This window comes from Variovorax sp. Varisp46 (genome assembly GCF_059491885.1).
Map to the genome: position 1 here is coordinate 4,309,286 of NZ_CP168515.1, position 23,385 is coordinate 4,332,670.

Below are 23,385 nucleotides of genomic sequence, written 5' to 3' on the forward strand. Positions count from 1 at the left end.
GCTTCAGTGCGCGCCGTACCCGGCCGCTGCCAGGCGCCCCGGGTGGCTGTAGACCGCCAGGTCGTCCTTGCGCGCGAAACCGACCAGCGTGAGCCGCGCGCGCTCGGCCGTGGCCACCGCGAACGAAGTCGGCGCGGACACCGCGGCCAGCAGCGGCACGCCTGCCATCGCCGTCTTCTGCACCATCTCGAAGCTGGCGCGGCTGGTCACGGCGATGAAGCCGCCGGATGCGTCGACATCGTTGTTCGCGAGCGCGCCGATCAGCTTGTCGAGTGCGTTGTGGCGGCCCACGTCCTCGCGCAGCCACTGCACCTCGCCATCGGCCGAGCACCAGGCCGCGGCGTGCACCGCTCCGGTGGCCTGCTGCAGCGTCTGCAGCGACTGGACCTGCAGCATCGCGCGCGCGATGGCCTGCCGTTCGAGCGGCCCTGCCGGATCGGCGAGCACCGGCAGCTCTCGCGAGACGTGCGCCAGGCTCTCGGTGCCGCACAGGCCGCAGCCGGTGCGGCCCGCGATCGTGCGGCGCCTCTGCTTCAGGCGCGCGAAGGCGACGCTCGCCACCTGCAGGCGCACCGTGATGCCGAGCTCCGATTCGCCCGTCTCCACCGCATAGAGTTCGTGCGCGTGGTCGAGGATGCCCTCGCTGAGCGAGAAGCCGAGCGCGAAGTCCTCGAGGTCCAGCGGCGTCGCGAGCATCACCGCATGCGAGATGCCGTTGAACTCCAGCGCCACCGGCACTTCCTCGGCCACCCAGTCCTGCACCGCATAGGCCTCGCCGCCGCGCACGCCGTGCACGGGCAGCAGGCGCGCGCCCTCGCAGAAGGTGTCGGCACCGTCCGCGGCCGGCAAGGTGGCGATGTCCATGGCCATTGCGCTACTTGGCGGGGATCGTCTCGTTGCGCGGAGCCTGCGCCGAACCGGCCGTCGCAAGGTCCAGCTGGACCTTGTTGAAGCGGCTGTACTCCTGCTGCCAGGCGGAGGGCTGCATCACCGGCGCCACCTGCACGGCCGTCACCTTGTACTCCGGGCAGTTGGTGGCCCAGTCGGAGTTGTCGGTGGTGATGACGTTGGCGCCCGATTCGGGGAAGTGGAAGGTGGTGTAGACCACGCCGGGCTGCATCCGCCCGGACACCGTGGCGCGCAGCACCGTCTCGCCTGCGCGGCTCTGGATGCCGACCCAGTCGCCGTCCTTCACGCCGCGCTCCTCGGCATCGTGCGGATGGATCTCCAGCCGGTCCTCGCTGTGCCACTGGTTGTTCTCGGTGCGCCGGGTCTGCGCGCCCACGTTGTACTGCGAGAGGATGCGCCCCGTGGTCAGCAGCAGCGGGAACTTGCGCGTGACCTTCTCGTCGGTCGCCACGTACTGCGTGACGATGAACTTGCCCTTGCCGCGCACGAAGCGGTCGATGTGCATGGTGGGCGTGCCCTCGGGCGCGGCGTCGTTGCAGGGCCACTGGATGCTGCCGAGCTCGTCGAGGCGCTGGTAGCTCACGCCGTGGAATGTCGGCGTCAGCGCGGCGATCTCGTCCATGATCTCTTCGGGGCTGCTGTAGTCCATCGGATAGCCGAGGGCCTGCGCAAGCTTCACGGTCACTTCCCAGTCGGCATAGCCGGCCTTCGGCGGCATCACCTTGCGCACGCGCGAGATGCGGCGCTCGGCATTGGTGAAGGTGCCGTCCTTCTCCAGGAACGAGGAGCCCGGCAGGAACACGTGTGCGTACTTGGCGGTTTCGTTGAGGAACATGTCCTGCACCACCACGCACTCCATGCCCATCATCGCGGCCGCCACGTGCTGCGTATTCGGGTCGGACTGAACGATGTCCTCGCCCTCGCAGTAAAGGCCCTTGAAGCTGCCGCCGATCGCGGCCTCGAACATGTTGGGAATGCGCAGGCCCGGCTCGGGGTCGATCTGCACGCCCCAGGCGGCCTCGAACGAGGCGCGCGTGGTGCTGTCGGACACATGCCGATAGCCCGGCAGCTCGTGCGGGAACGAGCCCATGTCGCAGGCGCCCTGCACGTTGTTCTGGCCGCGCAGCGGGTTCACGCCCACGCCTTCGCGGCCGACGTTGCCGGTGACCATCGCGAGGTTGGCGATGCCCATCACGGTGGTCGAACCCTGGCTGTGCTCGGTCACGCCCAGGCCGTAGTAGATGGCGCCGTTACCGGCCGTGGCGAACAGGCGCGCGGCGGCGCGCAGCTCGGCCGCGGGCACGCCCGTGGCCTGTTCGGTGGCTTCGGGCGATTGCTCCGGGCGCTCGACGTACGACTTCCACTCCTTGAACGAGGCCGTGTCGCAGCGCTCGGCCACGAAGTCGTCGGCCATCAGGCCTTCGGTGACGATGACGTGCGCCAGCGCCGTGACCACCGCCACGTTGGTGCCGGGCCGCAGCTGCAGGTGGTGCGCGGCCTTGACGTGCGGCGACTTCACGATGTCGATGCGGCGCGGATCGACCACGATCAGCTTCGCGCCCTGGCGCAGCCGCTTCTTCATGCGCGAGGCGAACACCGGGTGCCCGTCGGTCGGGTTCGCGCCGATCACCATGATGACGTCGGCCTTGTCGACCGAGGCGAAGGTCTGCGTGCCGGCCGATTCGCCCAGCGTCTGCTTCAGGCCGTAGCCCGTGGGCGAATGGCACACGCGCGCGCAGGTGTCGACGTTGTTGTTGCCGAAGGCGGCGCGCACCAGCTTCTGCACGAGGTAAGTCTCTTCGTTGGTGCAGCGCGAGGAGGTGATGCCGCCGATCGAGTCCTTGCCGTACTTGGCCTGCAGGCGCTTGAACTCGCCCGCGGCGTAGTTCAGCGCGGTGTCCCAGCTCACCTCCTGCCATGGGTCGCTGATGTTCTTGCGGATCATCGGCTTGAGCATGCGGTCCTGGTGCGTCGCATAGCCCCAGGCGAAGCGGCCCTTGACGCAGGAGTGGCCTTCGTTGGCCTTGCCGTCCTTCCAGGGCACCATGCGCACGACCTCGTTGCCCTTCATCTCGGCCTTGAAGGCGCAGCCCACGCCGCAGTAGGCGCAGGTGGTGATCACGCTGTGCTCGGGCTGGCCGAGCCAGATCACCGATTTTTCCTGCAGCGTGGCTGTGGGGCAGGCTTCGACGCAGGCGCCGCAGCTCACGCATTCCGAATCCATGAAGGCCTCGTCCTGGCCCGGCGACACGCGCGACTCGAAGCCGCGGCCGCTGATGGTCAGCGCGAAGGTGCCCTGCGTTTCCTCGCAGGCGCGCACGCAGCGGTTGCACACGATGCACTTCGAGGGGTCGTAGCTGAAGTACGGGTTGGACTCGTCCTTCTGGTCCTTCAGGTGGTTGGCGCCATCGAAGCCGTAGCGCACGTTGCGCAGGCCGGTGACGCCCGCCATGTCCTGCAGTTCGCAGTTGCCATTGGCCGAGCAGGTGAGGCAATCGAGCGGATGGTCGGAGATGTAGAGCTCCATCACGCCCTTGCGCAGATCCTGCAGCTTCGGCGTCTGGGTGCGCACCTTCATGCCGGCCTCGGCGGGCGTGGTGCACGAGGCCGGAAAACCCTTGCGGCCCTCGATCTCGACGAGGCACAGGCGGCATGAGCCGAAGGGCTCGAGGCTGTCGGTGGCGCAGAGCTTGGGCACGTTGATGCCGGCATCCACCGCGGCGCGCATCAGCGAGGTGCCGGCGGGCACGGTGACTTCGGTACCGTCGATTTCCAGCGTGACCTCGCGCGTGGATTCGCGCTTGGGGGTGCCGTAGTCGGTTTCTTTCAGATGGTCCAACATGTCTTTTGCTTTCTCTCTGTGCCTCGGTGGGCTTTTATTCAGTGGGCTGGCGTTCGGAGCATTTGCGTTCGGCGCGCGTGCACAGGCCACCGGGTACTCCCCTCCGCGAATGTCCCCCGCCTTCGGCTCCTCCTTTATTTCGCTGCGGGGAGCACCCGGCGCCGTGTGCACGATGAGCGCGGCGCTTGTGCTGGCTGATCAACAAGTGCTCTGATCGATCACGCTGGCGGGGTGCCTTGCGCAGCGAAATAAAGGAGGAGGCCGCAGGCCGGGGGACATTCGCGGAGCAAGGCACCCCGTCGGCGTGAGCGCGCCCCGAATAACCTTCACCGTGAAGAATCAGAAAGCAAGGCGTCATCTCAAGCAGCCTTGCGATCGGGGACCGCAAGACCGAAGTCCTGCGGAAAGTGGTCGAGCGCGGAAAGCACCGGGAACGGCGTCATGCCGCCCATGGCGCACAGCGATCCGTGGACCATGGTGTCGCACAGGTCGCGCAGCAGGATCACCTGCTGTGCGCGGTTCTGGTTCGCGCGGATCTTGTCGATCACCTCGACACCGCGCGTCGATCCGATGCGGCACGGCGTGCACTTGCCGCAGGATTCGAGCGCGCAGAACTCCATGGCATAACGCGCGAGCTTCGACAGGTCGGCCGTGTCGTCGTGCACCACGATGCCGCCGTGGCCCACCGTGCCGCCGACGGCCGCATAGGCCTCGTAGTCGAGCGGCAGGTCCCATTGCGACTCGGGCAGGTAGGCGCCCAGCGGCCCGCCCACCTGCACCGCCTTGATCGGCCGTCCCGACGCCGAGCCGCCACCGTAGTCGTACAGCAACTCGCGCAGCGTGACGCCGAAGGCCTTCTCGACCAGGCCGCCGTACTTGATGTTGCCGGCCAGCTGCATCGGCAGCGTGCCGCGCGAACGGCCCACGCCGTAGTCGCGGTAGAAAGCTGCGCCGCGCGCCAGGATCAGCGGCACGCTGGCCAGCGTGATCACGTTGTTGATCAGCGTGGGCTGGCCGAACAGCCCCTCGATGGCCGGCAGCGGTGGCTTGGCGCGCACGATGCCGCGCTTGCCTTCGAGGCTTTCGAGCAGCGCCGTTTCCTCGCCGCACACATACGAGCCCGCGCCCTTGCGCACCGCGAGCGAGAAGCGCTTGCCCGAACGCAGGATGTTGTCACCGAGGAAGCCCGCCGCCTCGGCGACGCGGATGGCCTCGTTCATGGCCGCGATCGCGTGCGGGTACTCGGAGCGCACGTAGATGTAGCCCTGCGTCGCGCCCGTGGCAAGGCCCGCGATGGTCATGCCCTCGATCAGCATGAAGGGGTCGCCCTCCATCGTCATGCGGTCGGAGTACGTGCCCGAGTCGCCTTCGTCCGCATTGCAGACGATGTACTTCTGCGCGGCGGCCGTGCCCAGCACCGTCTTCCACTTGATGCCGGCCGGAAAGGCTGCACCGCCGCGCCCGCGCAGGCCCGAGTCGAGCACCTGCTGCACGATCTCCTCGGGCGCGAGCGCCAGCGCACGGCGCAGGCCGGCGAAGCCTTCGTAGGCCTGGTAGTCGGTCAGCGACACCGGGTCGGTGATGCCCATGCGCGCGAAGGTCAGGCGCTCCTGCTTCTTGAGATAGGGAATGTCTTCGGTCGGGCCGAGCGCGAGCGGGTGCTTGCCGCCCGTGAGAAAGCCGGCGTCGAACAGGCCGGCCACGTCGTCGTGCGTCACGGGCCCATAGGCGATGCGGCCGGTCGGTGTGTTCACCTCGACCAGCGGTTCGAGCCAGAACATGCCGCGCGAACCGTTGCGCACGAGCTCGAGCATGATGCCGCGCGCCGTGGCTTCCTTCGCGATGCGCTGGGCCACGCGGTCGGCGCCGGCTGCGAGCGCAGCCGAGTCGCGCGGGACGTAGACGGTGATGGTGCTCATGGGTTGTTGTCCTGCGCGATCAGCGCGTCGAATGCCCTGGGTGTCATGCGTGCATGCGGCTGGTCGTCGAACGTCATCGCGGGCGACGAGGCGCACAGGCCGAGGCAGAACGCGGGCTCCAGCGTGAACGCGCCGTCCTTCGAGGTGCCGTGCGCGCTGCATCCGAGACGCAACTCCGCGTGGGCGAGCAGCGCATCGGCACCCATCGACTGGCAGGCCTCGGCGCGGCAGATCTGGATCACGTGGCGGCCAGCGGGCTCGGCACGGAAGTGGTGGTAGTAGGTGACGACGCCATGGACCTCCGCACGCGAGAGGTTCAGTGCGTCGGCAATCGCCGGCACGGTGTGCGCGGGGATGTAGCCCAGCGCGTCCTGCACGTCGTGCAGGATCGGCAGCAGCGCGCCGGGTTCGTCCGCATGCTGCAGCAGGCTGCGCTGCACGGCGGCGAGTTCCTTGTCCTTGTCGATGGGAGCTGAGGCCGGATGCGGTACCTCGTGTCCCTGCTGCACCTGTTGTAGTTTCATGATCCCGTCCGGTCTGGTCCGTTGCCGCCTGCGCCGCCGTTGTCTTGCTGCCGGCGGAGCTGTTTTCATCGTGGTTTCGTCACGGGCCGCCGTCATGAAATCCGACGTGAATCCCGCGCTCATCCGCTTGAGTATCAATGTCGATGAATCGAGCGACAGGGGCCTTGACGCAAGTCAATTTCCGCGGAAACAAGCGCGGTGCCAATGCGCACAAACCCTGCGGCCCCATCGGCAAAAAGCCCTGCCATCTTCATGGCAGGGCCGCGTGTATCGGAAGAGCCGACGGCTTACTCGATGGTGGTGGTGGCGCGGCTCGCCTCGATGTGCCTGCGGCGCATCGGCCGCAACACGAACCACGCCATCAGCGCCGCCAGCGCATTGACCACGCTGGCGGCGATGAAGACGGCCTGCCAGCTGCCGGTGGCGGCGGCGAGCACGCTCGACAGCGGCACCAGCAGCGAGGCGGTGCCCTTCGCGGTGTAGAGCATGCCGGCGTTCGATGCCGCATACCTCGAGCCGAAGGTATCGGCGCAGGTCGAGGGGAACAGGCTGTAGATCTCGCCCCAGGCGAAGAACACGATGCCGGTCAGGACGACGAAGAGGATCGGGTTCTGGCCGTAGTGGTAGAGCAGCAGGATGCCGACCGACTCCATCGCGAAGGCGATGAACATCGTCTGCTCGCGGCCGATCTTGTCGGACACCCAGCCGAAGAAGGGCCGCGTGAGGCCGTTGAGCACGCGATCGATGGCGAGCGCGAAGGTCAGCGCGGGCAGCACCAGGCCCATGATGTTGACCGGCACGTCGATGATCTTGAAGTCCTTGGCGATCGGCGCGAGCTGCGCCGTGGCCATCAGGCCGCCGGCGGCCACCATCACGAACATCGCGTACATCACCCAGAACACGGGCGAGCGCAGCACCTCGGCAGGTGCGTAGTCGCGGCCTGCCTGCTGCACGTTGCGGCTGTTCGACGCCTTGGCATGGTGGGGCGCACGGGTCAGCATCCATGCGAGCAGGAACACGATGAGTCCCTGCCCGATCCCAAAATACAGGAAGGCCGCTTCGTAGCCGCTCGACTTGATCATCGCGGAGATCGGGATGATCGTGAGCGCCGAGCCCGCGCCGAAGCCCGCGGCGGTCATGCCCGCGGCAAGCCCCCGGCGATCAGGGAACCACTTGAGCGCATTGCCCACACAGGTGCCGTAGACCGCGCCCGCGCCGATGCCGCCAACGGCCGCCGCGATGTAGAGCAACGTGAGCGAATCGGCCTCCGAGTTGAGCACCCAGCCGAGGCCGCACAGCAAGCCGCCCACCAGCACCACGGGACGCGGTCCGAAGCGGTCGACGAGGTAGCCTTCGATCGGCACTAGCCATGTCTCGGTGAGCACGAAGATGGTGAACGCTACCTGGATCGCGGCGCGGCTCCAGCCGTGCTTCTCGGCGATCGGATTGACGAAGAGCGTCCAGCCGTATTGCAGGTTGGCGATCATCGCCATGCAGACGATGCCGATCAGCAGCTGGCCCCATCGGTATGCCTCGGATCGGCTCGCGGTGGCGCCATGGGTTTCGGATGGAGGGAACATCGCGGGGGTGGAACCTGCGATCGTTGAGGTGGGCCGATTCATGGTGTTGTCCTTGGTTTTTCGGTGAGGTCCGACAGACTTCGAATGCAGATAAATCAATCGAGCGATCGGTGCAAACAGCGGAAATAAAACGGGGTGCTGCGCCATGCGCCACACACGCCACGCGATCGGTACGCATCGACAGGCAACGAGGCTTCCTTGACATCGATACACCGCATGAAGATCACCTGGTTTTGCGCGTGAATGACTGTCGGTCGGAGCGACTCAAAAACTCTTGACCTCAGTCAAGTTCACACGAATCGCGGACTCGCAAGACCCCCGTGATATCCCTAGCAGGAGGCCTCTTCGCACGCGCGCATTGCGCTGCATCCGACATGCATCTCGCGATGCCGCGGCATGGTGTGAATGGAAGAAAAATTGCCCAGCTGGATCGCAAAGGTCTTCGCGGAACTTCGACGGTTCGTGCAATGACTTTCGCGATGCGCGTTGCGCTGATGCAGGCCCGTTTTGCGAAGCGCTCGTATGGCCACGCTGCACGCTTGTGCAAGAACCCGCCTGTCGTCGAAAAAATTGACCCAGGTCAAGAAACGCGAAAATGGCGTTTGCTCTCGTCTAGGGTAAACCCTAAAATTCAGGGTAATCCCTTCGGTCTTTCAGTTTCAATCCTTTGGAGCCCTCAATGAGCCACACCACCCTGAATTCCAGCGCCCTGCGCACTCCCGCCTCTTCGTCCACCGCCAACGATGCGCTGCGCGACCTGATCGCCGCCATGCCCATCGTGATCTTCTACAAGGCCGCGCGTGCCGCGCTGATGCAGCGTTCGCCGGCTGCACGGCGTTGAGCTTCCACACCGAACCGATCCTCCCCGAAGAGCGCGCGCGAGTTACTCGCCGCGCTCTTTGCCTTTGGGGCTTTCGAATGGAACGATCTGCGCGATCAGCGACGGTCCGTCACTCAGCAGGAAGTCCTTGAAGGCCTGCGCCACCGGCGGCAGGCGCTTGCTGCGACGGTGCACCACGTACCAGTTGAGCATCAGCGGAAAGCCCTCGACATCGAGCACGCAAAGGCTGCCGGCGCGCAGCTCCTGGCTCACCGTGTGCGCCGACACGAAGCTCACGCCCATGCCTGCGATCACGGCCTGCTTGATGGTCTCGGTGCTGCGGATTTCCATCGCGATGTTGATGCCGCTGAGATCGCCGCCGAAGCCGTCTTCCATCGAATGCCAGGTGTCGGAGGCTTTCTCGCGCACCACGAAGGGCTCGCGCATCAGCCGCTGGAGCGGGATCTTCTTCACGCCCACCAGCGGATGGCCCGGCGCCGCGACGATCACGTAGGGGTGCGGAGCGAACGGCTGGTTGACGGTGTCGAGATCGGTCGGCGGACGCACCATGATCGCAAGGTCGGTGAGGTTCTCGGCGATGTGCGTCAGCAGCTGCGCGCGGTTGTGGACCGTGAAGTTCAGCGTCACGCCCTGGTGCCGGCTCGCGAACTCGACCAGCAGGCGCGGAAAGAAGTAGTCGCCCGCGCTGATCACGCCCACGTTGAGCTTGCCGCCGGAGACGCCCTTGAACTGCATCATCGCGTTCTCGGCCGCCTCGAACTGCTGGATGATGGCGCGGCTGATCTGCAGCAGCTCGGTGCCGGCGGGCGTGAGGTAGATCTTCTTGCCGAACTGCTCGAACAGCACGTTGCCGGCGTGTTCCTCGAGCTTGCGCACCTGCGTGGAGACGGCGGGCTGCGTGAGGTGGAGCTCCTCGGCCGCCCGCGAAAAACTCAGCAGCCGCGCCACGGCTTCGAAGACCTTCAACTGGCGCAGGGTCGCATGCTTCATCGGGTGAGAACAGGTGGCTGCGGTCGAGCGGCATCGTACAGCGCGCCTGCGCCGATGGCGCGCGCTCAGCCGGGTATCCGCGCGACGTGCAGCAGGTTCGTCGTGCCCGATTGACCGAAGGGCAGGCCCGCCACCACCACCACGTCGTCGCCCGCCTTCGCAAAACCCTCGGCGCGCGCCGTGCGGCAGGCGCACTCGATCATCTCGGCCACATCGTGCACGTCCTCGACGAGCACCGCATGCACGCCCCAGACCATCGCCATGCGGCGTGCTGCGGCGGTGTCGGGCGTGAGGCTCAGGATGGGCACCGCCGGACGCTCGCGCGCAGCGCGCAGGCTTGTGAAGCCCGAGGAGGTATACGTCACGGTGGCGGCCGGCGCGAGCAGCGCGGCCACCTGGCGCAGCGAGGCGCAGACCGCGTCGGCCGTGGTCGACAGCGCCGCGTCATGCGTGGCGTCGATGCCCGCACGGTACGAGGGATCGGCCTCGACGCGCGCGATGATGCGGTCCATCATCGCGACCGCTTCGAGCGGGTACCTGCCCGAGGCCGATTCGGCCGAGAGCATCACCGCATCGACGCCGTCGTAGATGGCCGTCGCGACGTCGGACACCTCGGCGCGCGTGGGCACCGGCGAGGCGATCATCGATTCGAGCATCTGCGTCGCCACCACCACCGGCTTGCCGCCCTTGCGGCAGGCGCGCACGATCAGGCGCTGCAGCTCGGGCACCTGCTCGGGCGGCAGCTCCACGCCGAGATCGCCGCGCGCCACCATGATGCCGTCGCACAGCGCGACGATGGCGTCGAGATGCTCGATGGCCGCGGGCTTCTCGAGCTTGGCCATGATCCAGGCGCGCGTGCCAATGATGGCGCGCGCCTCCTCGATGTCCTCGGGCCGCTGCACGAACGAGAGCGCAACCCAGTCGACACCGATCGACAGGCCGAAGGCCAGGTCGTCGCGGTCCTTCGGCGTCAGCGGCGAGATCGGCAGCAGCACGCTGGGCACGTTGACGCCCTTGCGGTCCGAGATCGGCCCGCCGACCAGCACCGTGGTCTCGGCAAAGTCGGCGCCGCGACTGTCCACGCGCAGCCGCAGCTTGCCGTCGTCGAGCAGCAGCTCGGTGCCTTCCTGCAGCGCGGCGAAGATTTCCGGATGCGGCAGCGGCGCGCGGCGTGCGCTGCCGCTGGTCTTGCTGTCCATGTCGAGCCGGAAGCGCGCGCCCGCCTCGAGCTGCGCGCGGCCGCCTTCGAAGGTGCCCAGCCGCAGCTTCGGCCCCTGCAGGTCCAGCAGGATGCCGATGGGCCGGCCGAATTCCTTCTCGAGGCGGCGAATGGTTTCGAGCCGCCGCGCATGGTCGTGCTGCGTGCCGTGGCTGAAGTTGAGCCGGAACACGTCCACGCCACGCTCGAACAGCGCACGGATGGCCGGCTCGCCGGTGGTGGCCGGGCCGAGCGTGGCGACGATCTTTGCGCTGCGTGTGCGTCTCATGCTGTCGTCATTTCATGGAGCTTGACGCGGCCGCGCTGGTCTTCCATGGTCCGCGCGAGCAGCTTGACCAGGCTGTAGACCGTGTCGATGTGCGGCGTCGGGGTCTCGGTGAGCCGGGCCAGCTCGACCACGGCACCCACCAGCGCGTCGATCTCCGGCGCGCGCCCGGCTTCCACGTCCTGCAGCATCGAGGTCTTGTGCTTGCCGACCTTCTCTGCGCCCGCGATGCGCTTTTCGAGCGTCACGCGAAACTCGATGCCGAGCTTGTGCGCGACGGCCTGCGCCTCACGCATCATCGCAGCGGCGAGATCGCGCGAGGGCGGGTACTGGCAGATGTCGACCAGCGTCGAGTGCGAGAGGCTGCTGATCGGGTTGAAGGTCAGGTTGCCCCAGAGCTTGAGCCAGATCTCGGCGCGGATGTTGTCGAGCACGGGCGCCTTGAAGCCGGCGCCGGTGAAGCAGGCGGCAACGCGGTTCACGCGTTCGCTCGCCGAGCCGTCGAGCTCGCCGACCGGGAAGCGGTCGCCTTCGATGTGCTTGACCACGCCGGGCGCGATCAGCTCCGAGGCCGGGTAGACCACGCAGCCGATCACGCGCTGCGCGGGGATCTTCGTGGCGACGAGCCCCGAGGGATCGACGCTGCGCACCGGCGTGCCTGCGAGCGCGCCGCCGTGCTGGTGGAAGTACCAATACGGGATGCCGTTCTGCATCGTCACGACCACCGTGTCGGGCCCGAACAGCTTGGGCACGTCGTTCGCCACCGCCTCGACCTGGTGGGCCTTCATGGCGAGCACGACGATGTCCTGCGGACCCGCCTCGTCGTAGCGGTCGGTGGCCTTGACGTTGCGCGCCACCTGTTCTTCGCCCTCGGCCGAGACCAGCTTGATGCCGTTCCTGCCGATGGCTTCGAGGTTGGCGCCGCGCACGATGAACGTCACGTCCTCGCCGGCCAGCGCGAGCTTCGCGCCGACCAGTCCGCCGATGGCGCCCGCGCCGATGATTGCAATCTTCATGTCGATCCCCAAGAGTTGATTTCCTTGCGCGGCCGCTTCGGCATGCGCGTTGTCAGCCGAAGCGGTTGCTGAGTTTTCCGATGCCGCCGATCTCGATCTCGACGAGGCTGCCAGGCTTCATCGAGCCGACGCCGACCGATGTGCCACAGAGGATCACGTCGCCGCGGTGCAGCGTCATGTCCTGCGAGATCAGGCTCACGAGTTGCTGCACCGAGAAGCGCATGTCGCTGATCGGATAGTTCTGGCGCACCTCGCCGTTGAGCAGCGTGGTCACGGTGAGCGTTGCGGCATCGAGGCCGGTGGCCACAACCGGGCCCATCGGGCAGAAGGTGTCGAAGCCCTTGGCGCGCACCCACTGCGCGAACGAGGCGTCGCGGTTCAGGATGTCGGCCACGGTCACGTCGTTGGCGCAGGTGTAGCCGAACACATGGTCGAGCGCATCGGCTTCGGAGACGGCGGCGGCGGTCTTGCCGATCACGATGCCGAGCTCGCCCTCGAACACCACCTTGCCGTCGCACAGCGGCTTGCGGATCGGTGCGCCGGGCGCGAGGTAGGAGTTGGGCGTCTTCAGCAGGTACAGCGGCTCCGCCGGCACCGGCAGGCCCAGCTTGGCGCCGAGCGCATGGAAGTTGTTCCACAGCGCGATCACCTTGGTCGGCTCGGTGGGCGTGAGCAGCTGGAGCCCCGCCAGCGCAAACACGCGGCCCGTGGGCTCGGAACTGCCGAACATGTCGCCCCGGCGCTCGTGCACCGCATCGCCTTCGAGCGTGCCGAAGCCGATGCCGCCGGCGTGTTCGAAGCGGGCCCATTTCGTCTGTTCTTGCTGCATGTTGTCGTCTGCTTTCTGGATGGAGGATTCGGGTCGGCCGTCAGTCAGTCAGTCGAACGGCAGGTAGTCGGGGATCACGAGCGAGGCGAGCAGCTTTCCCATCTCCGCCGGATTGCGCGTGACGTGGATGCCGCATTCCTTCATCACCGCGAGCTTTTCCTCGGCGGTGCCGCGGCCGCCGGAAACGATGGCGCCCGCATGGCCCATGCGCTTGCCGGGCGGCGCACTGGCGCCCGCGATGAAGCCGACGACGGGCTTGCGCATGTGGTCGCGGATCCAGTACGCGCATTGCTCCTCGGCATCGCCGCCGATTTCGCCGACCATGATCACGGCGTCGGTGCGCGGGTCGTCGTTGAACATCCGCAGCACGTCGATGTGCCGCAGCCCGCCGACCGGATCGCCGCCGATACCGACCACGGTCGACTGCCCGATGCCGAAGCTCGCGAGCTGGCTCGCGGCCTCGTAGGTGAGCGTGCCCGAGCGCGAGACCACGCCGATGCGGCCGCGCTGGTGAATGTGGCCCGGCATGATGCCGATCTTGATTTCGCCCGGCGTGATGAGGCCGGGACAGTTAGGGCCGAGCAGCAGCGTCTTGCGGCCCTGCATGCGATGGCGCGTGCGGATCATGTCGCGCACCGGAATGCCTTCGGTGATGCAGATGACGAGGTCGAGCTCGGCATCGACCGCTTCGTCGATGGCCGCTGCGGCGAAAGGTGGTGGCACGTAGATCACGGAGACGGTGGCGCCGGTGCAGGCCTTGGCCTCTTTCACGGTGCCGAAGATCGGAATGCCGGCCAGCGCATCGCCTGCCTTCAGCGGGTTCACGCCCGCGACGAAGCAGTGCCGGCCGTTGCCGTATTCGAGGCACTGGGCCGTGTGGAAGCTGCCGGTCTTGCCGGTGATGCCCTGCGTGATCACGCGGGTGTGCTTGTTGATCAGGATGGACATTTCAGGGGTTCCATCGTGCGTTTGCCTGCGTTCCTGTTTCGGGGTGCGTGCGCAGGCCATCGGGTAACTCCCTCCGCGAATGTCCCCCGGCCTGCGGCCTCCTCCTTTATTTCGCTGCGTGAGTCACCCGACGCCCTGCGCACGAGGACATGCTGCCGGTGCTCGCCGATCAACGACTGCCCTGAACAACGATCACGTCGATGGGGTGCCTTGCGCAGCGAAATAAAGGAGGAGCCCGAAGGGCGGGGGACATTCGCGGAGCAAGGCACCCCGTCGGCGTGATCGCACCCCGAAATGCATCGCATCAAGAGACAGGAGCTCATTTCCTAGCGCTCCCAGTTCCGAGCAGCCCCGATGGCCCGCTGCGCCGCCTCGGCCATGTCGTCGGTGTTGATGATCGACAGGCCCGATTGCGCGAGGATGGTCCGGCCCAGGTCCTCGTTGGTGCCCTTCATGCGCACGATCAGCGGCACGGTGAGCCCGGTTTCGCGCGCTGCGGCAACCACGCCGTGCGCAATGACATCGCATTTCATGATGCCGCCGAAGATGTTGACCAGCACGGCCTTGAGCTTCGGGTTGCGCAACATCAGCTTGAAGGCTTCGGTCACCTTTTCGGCTGTCGCACCACCGCCCACGTCGAGAAAATTGGCGGGCATTCCGCCGTAGAGCTTGATCGCGTCCATCGTCGCCATCGCAAGGCCGGCGCCATTGACGAGGCAGCCGATGTCGCCGTCGAGCGCGATGTACGAGAGGTCGAACTTCGAGGCTTCGACCTCCACCGGGTCTTCCTCGTCGAAGTCGCGCATCGCGGCGATCCCGGGCTGGCGGAACAGGGCGTTGGCGTCGAAGTCGAACTTCGCGTCGAGCGCCATCACGCGGCCGTCGCGGGTCAGCACCAGCGGGTTGATCTCGGCCAGCGACGCGTCGCTGGCATCGAAGGCCTGGTAGAGGTTCTGCATGAACACGCGCGCCTGCACCACCGAACGCTCGTCGATGCCGATGCGGCGCGCGATGCCGTCGGCCTCGGCAATGCGCAGGCCGGCGTCCGGATCTATGAAGAGCTTGTGGATCTTCCCGGGCGTGCGCGCGGCCACCTCCTCGATGTCCATGCCGCCTTCGCTCGAGGCCATCAATGCCACGCGCTGCGAATTGCGGTCGACCACGAAGCCGAGGTACAGCTCCTTGTCGATCTCGACGCTCTCCTCGACCAGCAGCTGCTTCACCACGCGGCCTTCGGGCCCGGTCTGGTGGGTCTTCAGCGTCATGCCGAGCATCTGGTCCGCATGCCGCCGCACTTCGGCGACGGACCATGCGGGCTTCACGCCGCCGCCCTTGCCCCGGCCGCCCGCATGAATCTGCGCCTTGACCACCCAGGCCCGGCCACCGAGCCGGGTAGCCGCATCCGCCGCCTCGTCGGGCGAGCGGCAGACGAATCCGCGGGGCGTTGCCACGCCGTAGTGGCGCAGGACGTCTTTACCCTGGTATTCGTGGATGTTCATGGCCGGGATCGACTGCTGGATTGAATTGATTTATTTCAGGCACCAAGCTCGACGCCGTGGCTTTCAGCCCAATTGAAATAACTCGACGAAGCCATTTCCCGCTTTCTGTGGATTTCCTTCTTCTGCTCGATGGCCACCGCCAAGAATTCGGCGTCGTACGCCCTCAGGAGGTGCGGCTGATGGGTCTTCAGGTAATGGCCGATCCGCTCGCTGGCGTTCTGGCTCAGGTCCATCAGGCGGCCGTAGGTTTCGCCGTCCCAATGCCAGCGCAGTCCCAATTCGAAAAATGCTGCGTTATAGGCATTGCGCTCGATTTCGTCGCGCCAGTCTTGAACGGGCAAATGCTTTTCCATGACCTTCTCCTTGAATTGATGCCGGACTCGGCGGATTCAAATTTAGGACCGGTGATGAATAAATAAAAATTAAACTAATTTATAGAAATCATTCATCAAGAGTTATAGATTGAGGCCAGGAATACACGCGCCCACGGGCCTTCCGCGCCCCCGCAGGCGGCGCTCTCGCAAATCAGGTTGGCGGGCCTGCGCCGCGCCTCAGATCACGCGTTCGGCCCGCAGGGTCGCCAGGTCGTCCGCGCCGTAGCCGAGCTGCCGCAGCACTTCTTCGGTGTGTTCGCCGAGCAGCGGCGAGCGCGTCACCACCGTCGGGCTGTCGGACATCTTGATGGGGTTGCCCACCGTCAGGTACTTGCCGCGCACCGGGTGGTCGACCTCGACGATGGTGCCGGTCTCGCGCAGGGACTCGTCCTCGGCGATTTCCTTCATCGAGAGGATCGGCCCGCAGGGAATGTCGTACTCGTTGAGGATCTCCATGGCCTCGAACTTGTCCTTGGTCATGGTCCACTTCTCGATGCGCGCGAAGATCGGCTTCAGGTGCAGCAGGCGCGCGGCCGGCGTGGCGTAGGCCTCGTCGGTGATCCAGCCCTCCTCGCCGATCACCTTGCACACCGCAGGCCACACGGCCGCCTGCGTGATGAAGTAGATGTATGCGTTGGGGTCGGTCTCCCAGCCCTTGCACTTGAGGATCGAGCCCGGCTGGCCGCCGCCCGAGGCATTGCCCGCGCGCGGCACGGCGTCGCCGAACTTGCCGTCGGGGTACTGCGGATATTCGTGCATGGTGCCGGTGCGCTCCAGCCGCTGCTGGTCGCGCATCTTCACGCGGCACAGGTTGAGCACGGCGTCCTGCATCGGTGCGAGCACCTGCTGGCCGCGGCCGGAAGAGTTGCGCTGGAACAGTGCGGCAAGGATGCCGAGCGCGAGGTGCAGGCCGGTGCCGCTGTCGCCGATCTGCGCGCCGGTCACCAGCGGCGGGCCGTCTTCGAAGCCGGTGGTCGAGGCTGCGCCGCCGGCGCACTGGGCCACGTTCTCATAGACCTTGCAGTGCTCGTACTTGCCGGGCCCGAAGCCCTTGACCGAAGCGACGATCATGCGCGGGTTGATCTTCTGGATGTGGGCCCAGGTGATGCCCATGCGGTCGAGCGCGCCGGGCGCGAAGTTCTCGACCAGCACGTCGCAGGTCTTGATCAGGCTGTCGAGAACCTCCTTGCCCTTGGGGTTCTTGGTGTCCAGCGTGATCGAGCGCTTGTTGTGGTTCAGCATCGTGAAGTACAAGCTGTCCGCGCCGGGAATGTCGCGCAGCTGGCCGCGCGTGGCATCGCCTTCGCCTGCCCGCTCGACCTTGATCACGTCGGCGCCGAACCACGCCAGCAGCTGGGTGCAGGTGGGGCCCGACTGCACGTGGGTGAAGTCGAGGATCCGAACGCCTTCGAGTGCCTTGCTCATTGACTGTCTCCTTCTTTGACCATCGCGGCTTCGACTTCTACCAGACGGGCGCGCAATTTGCGCTCCTCCGCAAAGCGGACGGATTCATCCCGCACGATGGCGACGATCCCCGTGACCTCGTGATCGGCGGAGAACAGCATCGACACCGTGAAGGCGATCGACAGCGTGTGCCCGTCCTTGTGCAGCGCCGGCACGCGCAGCAGGTCGGCACCGTACTTGGTGATGCCGGTGTCCATCGTCTTGTGGTAGCCGTCCCAGTGCCGCTGGCGCTGCCGCTGGGGAATGATCAGGTCGAGCGACTGGCCGAGCGCCTCGGCCTCGGTGAACCCGAAGATGCGCTCGGCAGCACGGTTCCACAGCGTGATCGCGCCCTGTGCGTCGCACACCATGATGGCATCGCCAGCGCCTTCGACGAGCTGCTTGAAATCGATGTTCGCTTGCATGTTTACCCCTGGCGCTTCATTTCGATCAGACCCCAGACCTCTGCGATGCCGCCTCCCTTCCAGAGACACCGCGGAACCGGCTCCGCCGGGCCGCAGGTGTCGCCCCCTCGAAGGGGGTGGGCGCTGCCACACGAAGTGGGCAAGCCTGGGGGTGAGCCAACTACACGGCTTTTGATTCCTTCAGGTTGTCGATCTGCTGCTGGGTGTAGCCCAGCTCCGCCAGCACCTGGTCGGTGTGCTCGCCCAGCAAGGGCGAGGCGGTGACTTCGGGCTTGAGGTCCGAGAACTTGATCGGGCTGCCGATGGTCCAGTAGCTGCCGCGCTCCTTGTGCGGAACTTCGACGATCGAGCCGCTCTTGCGCAGCGATTCGTCATGCAGCAGTTCCTTCATCGACAGCACCGGGGCGCAGGGAATGTCGTACTTGCGGAAGATGTCCACGGCCTCGAACTTGGTCTTGTCCTTGATGAAGTCCTCGATGGTGGCGAAGATCTGCTCGATGTGCGGCTGGCGGGCCTTGGCCGTCATGTAGTCGGGGTCGGTCTTCCATTCGGGCTTGCCCAGCGCCTCGCAGATCGGCTCCCAGGCGTGGCCCTGCACCGTGAAGTAGATGTAGGCGTTGGGGTCGGTCTGCCAGCCCTTGCACTTCAGGATCCAGCCGGGCTGGCCGCCGCCGCCGGCATTGCCGCCGCGCGGCACGACCTTGTCGGCGAATGCGCCCATCTCGTGCGGGTACTGCGGGTATTCCTCGAGGTAGCCCACGCTGTCCAGGCGCTGCTGGTCGCGCATCTTCACGCGGCACAGGTTGAGCACGGCATCCTGCATCGAGCAGGCCACCTTCTGGCCCTTGCCGGTCTGCTGGCGGCCGATGATGGCGGTCAGGATGCCGATGGCCAGGTGCATGCCGGTGTTGGAGTCGCCCAGAGCGGCCGCCGAGATCGTCGGCACCGAGTTCTCGCCCTTCCACCAGCCGGTGGTGGAGGCGGAGCCGCCGGCGCACTGCGCCACGTTCTCGTACACCTTCAGGTCCTCGTAGTGGTGGCCTTCGCTGAAGCCCTTGACCGAGGCGACGATCATCTTCGGGTTCAGCTCCTGGAGGCGTTCCCAGGTGAAGCCCATGCGGTCCAGCGCCCCGGGACCGAAGTTTTCCACCAGCACGTCGGATTCGCGGATCAGCTTTTCCAGCACGATCTTGCCCTCGGGCTTCTTCGTGTCCAGCGTGATCGAGCGCTTGTTGCTGTTGAGCATGGTGAAGTACAGCGCGTCGACGTTCGGAATGTCGCGCAGCTGGCTGCGGGTGACGTCGCCGGCGCCCGGGCGCTCGACCTTGATCACGTCGGCGCCGAACCAGGCCAGCATCTGCGTGCAGGCAGGACCGGCCTGCACGTGCGTGAAGTCGATGATCTTGATGCCGTTGAGGGGTTTGATGCTGCTCATTTGGGGTATCTCCTTGGATGGAATTGAGTTACTTCTTCTTCGCCGTGCTGGGGTTCAGGCTCGTGATGCGCCCGCTTTCCGTGCCCGCGGTTTCGTCGATGACGGCGTTGATCAGGGTCGGCCGGCCGGAGGCGACGGCCTCGGCCAGGGCCTTCTGCAGCTCGTCGGCGGTGGTGGCGTGCACGCCCACGCCGCCAAAGGCTTCCATCAGCTTGTCGTAGCGCGCGTTCTTCACGAACACGGTGGGCGCCACGTCGGGCGTGCCGCTGGGGTTCACGTCGGTGCCGCGGTAGACGCCGTTGTTGTTGAAGACGACGACGCACACCGGCAGGTTGTAGCGGCAGATGGTTTCCACCTCCATGCCGCTGAAGCCGAAGGCGCTGTCGCCCTCGATGGCGATCACCGGCTTGCCGGTGACCACCGCCGCGGCCACGGAGAAGCCCATGCCGATGCCCATGATCCCCCAGGTGCCCACGTCGAGGCGCTTGCGCGGCTCGTACATGTCGACGATGCTGCGCGCGAAGTCCAGCGTGTTGGCGCCCTCGTTGACGACGATGGCATCGGGCCGCGCCTTCACCTGGTCGCGGATCACGCTGAGCGCGCTCTGGAAGTTCATCGGCGAGGGCCGCGCAGCCAGCGTCGCGGCCATCTTCGAGAGGTTCTTGTCCTTGCGCTCGGCGATGGCGCCGGTCCACTCGACCGGGGGCTTGGCCCACTTGGCATCGATGCCGGCCAGCAGCGCGGCCACGCAGGAGCCGATGTCGCCGATCACCGGCGCCTCGATGGCGACGTTGCTGTCGATCTCGGTCGGCGCGATGTCGATCTGGATGAACTTCTTGGCGCCCTTGTCCTGCGCCCAGGTCTTGCCCTTGCCGTGCGAGAGCAGCCAGTTGAGGCGCGCGCCGACCAGCAGCACCACGTCGGCTTCCTGCAGCACGTAGGAGCGCGCTGCCGCGGCCGACTGCACGTGGGTGTCGGGCAGCAGGCCCTTGGCCATCGACATCGGCAGATAGGGAATACCCGTCTTCTCGACCAGCGCACGGATGTCGGCATCGGCCTGCGCGTAGGCGGCGCCCTTACCGAGCAGGATCAGCGGCCGCTTGGCGCCCTTGAGCAGGTCGAGCGCGCGCTTCACGGCGTCGGGCGCGGGGATCTGGCGCGGTGCGGGGTCGACCACCTTGATCAGCGACTTCTTGCCGGCTGCGGCGTCCATCGTCTGCGCGAACAGCTTGGCCGGCAGGTCGAGGTACACGCCGCCAGGGCGGCCCGACAGCGCCGCGCGGATGGCGCGCGCAATGCCCACGCCGATGTCCTCGGCATGCAGCACGCGGAAGGCCGCCTTGCACAGCGGCTTGGCGATGGCCAGCTGGTCCATCTCCTCGTAGTCGCCCTGCTGCAGGTCGACGATCTCGCGCTCGCTGGAGCCGCTGATGAGGATCATCGGGAAGCAGTTGGTGGTGGCGTTGGCCAGCGCGGTCAGGCCGTTGAGGAAGCCGGGGGCCGACACGGTCAGGCAGATGCCGGGCTTCTGCGTGAGGAAGCCGGCGGCGGCGGCGGCATTGCCGGCGTGCTGCTCGTGGCGGAAGGAGATGACGCGCAGGCCTTCGGCCTGTGCCATGCGCGTGAGGTCCGTGATCGGGATGCCGGGCAGGCCGAAGATGGTGTCGATGTCGTTGAGCTTGAGCGCATCGATGACCAGGTGAAAGCCGTCGATGGTCTCGGCCGCCGGCGCGCTGTCTTCGGTCGCGCCACCCTTGAAGGCGCGGACCACCGCTTCGCCGTCAGCATCGCGGCTTTTCGTGGGCTTGAGGGCATCTTCCAGCGTGGTGGCTGCCTCTTTCTCTGTTCTGACTGAAGACATGTCTCTCCTTCTGCATGGGTGAATGGCCAAGGCCCGAGCCGCGACTATGATTCGGGCCCAAGCTTTCGGCCGTTGACCTCGGTCAACTTTCCCGAAAACGGCGACGGCCCCGATGACCGGCGCCGGCAGCGAAATCGAGCAAGACGGTGACCATGACGTTGTTGGAAAACCATCCGGAGAAGAACATCATTCGCGCCCAGCTCCGGCAGAACATCCTGCTCAAGGACCTGAGCGAAGCCGACCGCGCCGAACTGGAAGCCCACCTGGTCATCGTGGACGGCAACAAGGGCGAGTTCCTGCTGCACCAGGGGGTGCGCGAGATGGAGCAGTACTTCATCCTCGACGGCATCCTCAAGCGGGTGGTGAGCAACCCGGAGGGCAAGGAAATGATCCTGCGCTTCGCCGACGAGAACGACATGGAGACGAGCTACGCCGCGCTGCGGCTGGGCACGCCCACGCCCTACGGCATCGTGTGCGTGACGAAGGCGCGGGTCGCGAGCCTGCCGCTGAAGGAATGGATCGCGTTCCTGAACCGGCATGCGGAAACGAAGGAACTGTTCGAGTTCCTCGTGATGCGCGGCATGAGCGAGATCATGGCGCACACGATCACGCTGCATCTTCTGGACGCCGCCGGGCGTGTGCACCGGTTCATGCGCAAGCACCCTGAACTGGAAGACCGGATTCCGAGCAAGGAGCTGGCTTCTTATCTGAATCTCTCGGCGGAAACCCTTAGTCGGCTTCGCAAGCGCGGGAAGATTTAGCTCTCTTGGTTGTCCGGGTGTGTGCGAATGACACCGGGCACTCCCCTGCGCGAATGTCCCCCGGCCTGCGGCCTCCTCCTTTATTTCGCTGCGCAAGGTACCCCATCGGTGTGAGCGCGCCCCGAACAACCCGGGTCAGCGCGATCACAGGCAAGTTGCTGGTCAGTCCACCGGCCGCTCGACCGCAAACTCGTCGGGCTTCTTCGGCTTCCTGATCACGGCCAGCGCCTTCGAGATCAGCGGCCAGAACAGCAGCACCAGCGCCAGCGTCGTGATGCCGCCGACCAGCGGGTTCGAGAACATCACCATCACGTCGCCCTGCGAGACCAGCATGGCCTGGCGGAACGAGTCCTCGGCCTTGTCGCCGAGCACCAGTGCAAGCACCAGCGGCGCCAGCGGAAAGTCGAGCTTCTTGAAGAGGTAGCCCACCACGCCGAAGCCGAGCATGAACCAGATGTCGAGCATCGCGTTGTGCACGGTGTAGGCGCCGATGGCGCAGATCACGATGATCACCGGCGCGATGATCGAGAACGGAATGCGCAGGATCGACGCGAACAGCGGCACGGTGCTCAGCACCACGATCAGGCCGACGATGTTGCCGAGGTACATGCTGGCGATCAGGCCCCAGACGAAGTCCTTCTGCTCCACGAACAGCAGCGGCCCCGGCTGCAGGCCCCAGATCAGCAGGCCGCCCAGCAGCACCGCTGCGGTCGGCGAACCGGGAATGCCGAGTGCCAGCATCGGCAGCAGCGCGCTGGTGCCGGCCGCGTGTGCAGCGGTCTCGGGCGCGACCACGCCTTCCATCTCGCCGGTGCCGAACCTGGCGCCCTTCTTCGACATCTTCTTCGCGAGGCCGTAGCTCATGAACGAGGCCGGCGTCGCGCCGCCAGGCGTGATGCCCATCCAGATGCCGATGAGCGAGCTGCGGATGGAGGTCACCCAGTATTTGGGCAACTGCTTCCACGTCTGCCACACGACCTTCGGATCGATCTTGGCGCTCTTGCCCGAGAACTTCAGGCCCTCTTCCATCGACAGCAGGATCTCGCCGATGCCGAACAGGCCGATCACCGCGATCAAAAAGTCGAAGCCGCGCATCAGCTCGGGCTGGCCGAAGGTCAGGCGCAGCTGGCCGGTGACGGTGTCCATGCCCACGCTGGCGAGCGCGAAGCCCAGCGCCATCGACGCGAGGATCTTGAAGGGCGAGCCCTTGCCCATGCCGACGAAGCTGCAGAAGGTCAGCAGGTACACCGCGAAGAACTCCGGCGAGCCGAACTTGAGCGCGAACTTCGCGACCAGCGGCGCGAGGAAGGTGATCATCACCACCGCGAGAAAGGCGCCCACGAACGACGAGGTGAAGGCCGTCGTCAGCGCGGCGCCGGCCTGCCCGCTCCGCGCCATCGGATAGCCGTCGAAGGTGGTGGCCACCGACCACGGCTCGCCCGGTATGTTGAACAGGATCGAGGTGATGGCACCGCCGAACAGCGCACCCCAGTAGATGCACGACAGCATGATGATCGCCGAGGTCGGCGACATCGTGAAGGTGAGCGGCAGCAGGATCGCCACGCCGTTGGCGCCGCCGAGCCCGGGCAGCACGCCGATCAACACGCCGAGGATGATGCCGACGAACATCAGGCCGATGTTCATCGGCGTGAGGATCACCGAGAAGCCCTGCATCAGGGCGCCGATTTCTTCCATTTCGCTTGTG

At 66.3% G+C, this 23,385-nt stretch carries 20 protein-coding genes; 3 read left to right on the forward strand and 17 right to left on the reverse strand.

The features are described 5' to 3' along the window. Positions 1 to 3: 3 nt before the first annotated feature. From fdhD to oxlT, 5 genes are all read right to left on the reverse strand, one after another. Positions 4 to 864: a formate dehydrogenase accessory sulfurtransferase FdhD gene (gene fdhD / locus ACEN9N_RS20430; RefSeq protein WP_495654404.1), complete on the reverse strand. Its 861-nt coding sequence runs from the start codon at positions 862 to 864 to the stop codon at positions 4 to 6. A gap of 10 nt (positions 865 to 874) precedes the next feature. Beyond that, on the reverse strand, positions 875 to 3,751 hold the full coding sequence (fdhF, locus tag ACEN9N_RS20435; RefSeq protein ID WP_007835018.1) for a formate dehydrogenase subunit alpha: 2,877 nt from the start codon (positions 3,749 to 3,751) through the stop codon (positions 875 to 877). Positions 3,752 to 4,110: 359 nt separating this feature from the next. Continuing rightward, a complete protein-coding gene (locus tag ACEN9N_RS20440; protein WP_495654405.1) occupies positions 4,111 to 5,670 on the reverse strand; it encodes a formate dehydrogenase beta subunit in 1,560 nt (519 codons plus the stop codon). Then, positions 5,667 to 6,194, reverse strand: a complete 528-nt coding sequence (locus ACEN9N_RS20445) for a formate dehydrogenase subunit gamma (RefSeq protein ID WP_413334400.1) — start codon at positions 6,192 to 6,194, stop codon at positions 5,667 to 5,669. Before ACEN9N_RS20445 ends, ACEN9N_RS20440 begins: the two co-directional genes overlap by 4 nt. 287 nt (positions 6,195 to 6,481) lie before the next feature. Then, positions 6,482 to 7,774, reverse strand: coding sequence for an oxalate/formate MFS antiporter (gene oxlT / locus ACEN9N_RS20450; RefSeq protein WP_495656409.1), 1,293 nt, complete (start codon positions 7,772 to 7,774; stop codon positions 6,482 to 6,484). Between the two features lie 374 nt (positions 7,775 to 8,148). Here oxlT and ACEN9N_RS20455 point away from each other — a divergent pair, with 374 nt between their 5' ends. Both ACEN9N_RS20455 and ACEN9N_RS20460 read left to right on the forward strand, forming a co-directional pair. Then, positions 8,149 to 8,457, forward strand: coding sequence for a hypothetical protein (locus ACEN9N_RS20455; RefSeq protein ID WP_413314345.1), 309 nt, complete (start codon positions 8,149 to 8,151; stop codon positions 8,455 to 8,457). Beyond that, positions 8,454 to 8,615 carry a hypothetical protein gene (locus ACEN9N_RS20460; protein WP_007834182.1) on the forward strand — a complete coding sequence of 54 codons (162 nt, stop codon included), beginning with the start codon at positions 8,454 to 8,456 and terminating at the stop codon, positions 8,613 to 8,615. The genes ACEN9N_RS20455 and ACEN9N_RS20460 overlap by 4 nt, the downstream gene beginning before the upstream one ends. A gap of 42 nt (positions 8,616 to 8,657) precedes the next feature. On the opposite strand, the gene ACEN9N_RS20465 is transcribed toward ACEN9N_RS20460, so the two are convergent. The 11 genes from ACEN9N_RS20465 to oxc form a co-directional block, all read right to left on the reverse strand. Next, on the reverse strand, positions 8,658 to 9,605 hold the full coding sequence (locus ACEN9N_RS20465; RefSeq protein ID WP_007834180.1) for a LysR family transcriptional regulator: 948 nt from the start codon (positions 9,603 to 9,605) through the stop codon (positions 8,658 to 8,660). A gap of 65 nt (positions 9,606 to 9,670) precedes the next feature. Then, positions 9,671 to 11,092 carry a pyruvate kinase gene (pyk, locus tag ACEN9N_RS20470; RefSeq protein WP_413314346.1) on the reverse strand — a complete coding sequence of 474 codons (1,422 nt, stop codon included), beginning with the start codon at positions 11,090 to 11,092 and terminating at the stop codon, positions 9,671 to 9,673. After that, positions 11,089 to 12,105: a 2-dehydropantoate 2-reductase gene (locus ACEN9N_RS20475; RefSeq protein WP_007834176.1), complete on the reverse strand. Its 1,017-nt coding sequence runs from the start codon at positions 12,103 to 12,105 to the stop codon at positions 11,089 to 11,091. The genes pyk and ACEN9N_RS20475 overlap by 4 nt, the downstream gene beginning before the upstream one ends. A 52-nt stretch (positions 12,106 to 12,157) precedes the next feature. Further along, a complete protein-coding gene (locus ACEN9N_RS20480; protein WP_413314347.1) occupies positions 12,158 to 12,934 on the reverse strand; it encodes a fumarylacetoacetate hydrolase family protein in 777 nt (258 codons plus the stop codon). A gap of 48 nt (positions 12,935 to 12,982) precedes the next feature. Next, positions 12,983 to 13,882, reverse strand: coding sequence for a succinate--CoA ligase subunit alpha (sucD, locus tag ACEN9N_RS20485; protein WP_495654406.1), 900 nt, complete (start codon positions 13,880 to 13,882; stop codon positions 12,983 to 12,985). Positions 13,883 to 14,208: 326 nt separating this feature from the next. Beyond that, complete coding sequence (gene sucC, locus ACEN9N_RS20490; RefSeq protein ID WP_007834170.1) at positions 14,209 to 15,381, reverse strand: ADP-forming succinate--CoA ligase subunit beta; 1,173 nt, start codon at positions 15,379 to 15,381, stop codon at positions 14,209 to 14,211. 35 nt (positions 15,382 to 15,416) lie between these two features. After that, entirely contained in the window at positions 15,417 to 15,734 is a 318-nt protein-coding gene (locus ACEN9N_RS20495) for an HAD family hydrolase (RefSeq protein ID WP_495654407.1), read from the reverse strand. Positions 15,735 to 15,932: 198 nt separating this feature from the next. Beyond that, positions 15,933 to 17,180 (reverse strand): formyl-CoA transferase, encoded by a 1,248-nt coding sequence (frc, locus tag ACEN9N_RS20500; protein ID WP_007834167.1) that lies wholly within the window; start codon positions 17,178 to 17,180, stop codon positions 15,933 to 15,935. Then, positions 17,177 to 17,623: a PAS domain-containing protein gene (locus ACEN9N_RS20505; protein ID WP_413314350.1), complete on the reverse strand. Its 447-nt coding sequence runs from the start codon at positions 17,621 to 17,623 to the stop codon at positions 17,177 to 17,179. Before ACEN9N_RS20505 ends, frc (ACEN9N_RS20500) begins: the two co-directional genes overlap by 4 nt. Positions 17,624 to 17,783: 160 nt before the next feature. Continuing rightward, a complete protein-coding gene (gene frc / locus ACEN9N_RS20510; protein ID WP_495654408.1) occupies positions 17,784 to 19,058 on the reverse strand; it encodes a formyl-CoA transferase in 1,275 nt (424 codons plus the stop codon). Positions 19,059 to 19,086: 28 nt separating this feature from the next. Continuing rightward, the gene (gene oxc, locus ACEN9N_RS20515; RefSeq protein ID WP_413314351.1) at positions 19,087 to 20,919 is read right to left on the reverse strand and encodes an oxalyl-CoA decarboxylase; all 1,833 of its coding nucleotides are present in this window, start codon (positions 20,917 to 20,919) and stop codon (positions 19,087 to 19,089) included. Positions 20,920 to 21,071: 152 nt separating this feature from the next. Between oxc and ACEN9N_RS20520 the strand changes: the two genes are divergently transcribed. Continuing rightward, positions 21,072 to 21,680, forward strand: coding sequence for a Crp/Fnr family transcriptional regulator (locus tag ACEN9N_RS20520; RefSeq protein WP_007831044.1), 609 nt, complete (start codon positions 21,072 to 21,074; stop codon positions 21,678 to 21,680). 162 nt (positions 21,681 to 21,842) lie between these two features. Here the strand turns inward: ACEN9N_RS20520 and ACEN9N_RS20525 are convergent, their stop codons facing one another. After that, the gene (locus ACEN9N_RS20525) at positions 21,843 to 23,375 is read right to left on the reverse strand and encodes a tripartite tricarboxylate transporter permease (protein ID WP_495654409.1); all 1,533 of its coding nucleotides are present in this window, start codon (positions 23,373 to 23,375) and stop codon (positions 21,843 to 21,845) included. Positions 23,376 to 23,385: the final 10 nt, after the last annotated feature.